This is a genomic window from Pseudonocardia halophobica (assembly GCF_027922425.1).
Lineage (GTDB): Bacteria > Actinomycetota > Actinomycetes > Mycobacteriales > Pseudonocardiaceae > Pseudonocardia > Pseudonocardia halophobica.
In genome coordinates this window covers 1-615 of record NZ_BSFQ01000239.1, presented here as the reverse complement: position 1 = coordinate 615, position 615 = coordinate 1, and the positions used below count along the sequence as shown (strand labels likewise).

At 68.9% G+C, this 615-nt stretch carries 2 protein-coding genes; both read right to left on the bottom strand.

The annotated features are described in order from the left end of the window. Window positions 1-52 precede the first annotated feature (52 nt). Complete coding sequence (locus PKE99_RS39315; protein ID WP_271215146.1) at window positions 53-274, bottom strand: hypothetical protein; 222 nt, start codon at window positions 272-274, stop codon at window positions 53-55. After that, window positions 271-615: hypothetical protein (locus tag PKE99_RS39310; protein WP_271215145.1), on the bottom strand; the 345-nt coding region annotated here is incomplete at its 5' end. The genes PKE99_RS39310 and PKE99_RS39315, both read right to left, overlap by 4 nt.

Genomic DNA, 615 nt, shown 5'->3' with positions numbered 1-615 from the left:
TGTGGGGCATGCCTGCGACGGTGGCGGCGATCACCTCGGCGTCCTGGTGGGTTTAGCCGCCGATCTTGTGCTGGCCGCCGTCGATGTTGCAGCCCAGCACGGCACGCTGGAGCAGGACGTATTCTAGGCCGAAGCCGAAACCTTCCTCGGTGACGTCTGCGGGGAGGGGTAGTTCCAGCTGCGCCTGCTCGATCCGGAACGCCCATTCCAGCGCGGCCTGCACGCCCAGCGCGCGCTTGATCCTGGTGCCGCTGACGCGGCCGTGGAAACTCATGGCTGCAATCCTTCAAGGAAATCCATCTGCGCCGGGCGCTGGACCGCATCGGTCGGCCGCCAGATCCACGGGCCCGAGGCCATGGGCAGCTGCGAGAGAGCGCCACGCATGTGCTGCTGCCAGAGGGTGAACTCCGTTGCCGAGCAGGCGCAGAGCGCGTGCCCGATGGGCCAGCCCATCAGCCATCCGACGAAGAGCGGGTTCAGCCGCCGCCGCGACCGGCCCTTCAGGATCCGCCGCGAGGTGACGCGCCCATGCGAGGCAATCATCGAAGCCCAGAGCGGGCGCGAGATCGGGGCGTGATGCGAGGACCACCGCCCATCCGGCGTGATCGCCGGGGC

Bases quoted from the DNA above. Each gene is read 5' to 3' on its own strand.
- PKE99_RS39315 (WP_271215146.1), bottom strand. From the start codon at position 274: ATGAGTTTCCACGGCCGCGTCAGCGGCACCAGGATCAAGCGCGCGCTG.